This is a genomic window from Wenxinia marina DSM 24838 (assembly GCF_000379485.1).
In the GTDB taxonomy this organism is placed as follows: Bacteria; Pseudomonadota; Alphaproteobacteria; order Rhodobacterales; family Rhodobacteraceae; genus Wenxinia; species Wenxinia marina.
On record NZ_KB902307.1, the window covers coordinates 1 to 1,308 of the forward strand.

A 1,308-nucleotide genomic window follows, 5' to 3' on the forward strand; every position below is an offset into this window, starting at 1 on the left:
CTGCTCCTGACGCTGGTGGTCATGTTCGGGTCGGACAGCCGGCTCTTCGGAGCACCGGCTGGCCTCGGCCCGTCGCTCGCGGCTCTGATGTGCGTTCAGTGGGCCGTGTATGCCCGGCTGGCGCGCGGACAGGCGCTGACATTGCGGAATTCCGACTTCGTCGTCGCCTCGCGCCTCGCCGGGCTCAGCGGGCCGCGCATCGTCTTCGGTCACATCCTGCCGGGCGTCAGCCGCATCACGCTGGCCTATGCGATCGGCGACGTCGTCCTCGTCGTCGTCATCCTCGCGTCGCTGCCGTTCCTCGGCGCGGGTGTCCAGCCACCGACCGCCGAATGGGGCAGCATCATGTATGAGGGGCGCGCCTTTCTGCGGAACGCGTGGTGGATCATCGTCCTGCCGGGCAGCGTCCTGGCAATCACCGGACTGGGTCTCAGCTTCGTAGCGGACTCGTTCCTGAGCGACCGGAGGGATGGCCGATGACCCTGCGACCGGATGCTCACCCGCCGATGGTCGAGGTCGATGGTCTGTCCATCGCCTTCGGGGCCCTTCAGGTGGTCCACGAGATCTTCTTCTCGATCGAGCGGGGGTCCTCGCTCGCCATCGTCGGCGAGTCGGGCTCCGGCAAGACGGTCACGGCGCGCGCCATTTCCGGACTGCTGGGCCGCAAGGGTGGCCGCATCACGGCGGGGCGGGTCGTGGTCGACGGACGCGACGTCGCCAATCTCGACCGGACCGTATGGCGGCAGATCTGGGGGCGAAGGATGGCGCTCGTGCCCCAGGCCTCGCTCGCCAGTCTGGACCCCGTCCTGCGGATCGGCACCCAGATGACGGAGACCATCCGCACCGTCGATCCTGCCGCCGACCCCGCCACGCGGGCGGTGGAACTGCTGGATCAGGTCAAATTGCGCGACCCGGCCCGCCTCATGCGGGCCTTTCCGCACGAACTGTCGGGCGGAATGCGCCAGCGGGTCATGATCGCCCTCGCCCTCGCCGGCAGGCCGGAACTGATCGTCGCGGACGAACCGACGACCGCGCTGGACATGACCGTGCAGAAGGCGATCCTTCGGCTCCTGTCTGACCTGCGCGCCGAAACCGGACTGACCCTGCTGATGATCGCGCACGATCTTGCCGTCGTGAGCGAGGTGGCGGACGAGGTGGCGGTGATGCGCGAGGGACGGCTGGTCGAGGTCGGCCCGGCCCGCCGCATCCTCACCGCCCCCACGCACCCCTACACCCGCGCCCTTCTCGCCGCCCAGCCGCACGAGGCGGATCGAGGCAGACCGCTGGCCGTGCTGGACCGAACGACCG

At 69.5% G+C, this 1,308-nt stretch carries 2 protein-coding genes; both read left to right on the forward strand.

Annotated features, from left to right (window positions below; translation table 11 throughout):
- Positions 1-480 (forward strand): ABC transporter permease (locus A37W_RS0114680; protein ID WP_018303793.1); only part of this gene is annotated, 480 nt, incomplete at its 5' end.
- On the forward strand, positions 477-1,308 hold an 832-nt coding region (locus A37W_RS0114685), incomplete at its 3' end, for an ABC transporter ATP-binding protein (RefSeq protein WP_026198517.1). The genes A37W_RS0114680 and A37W_RS0114685, both read left to right, overlap by 4 nt.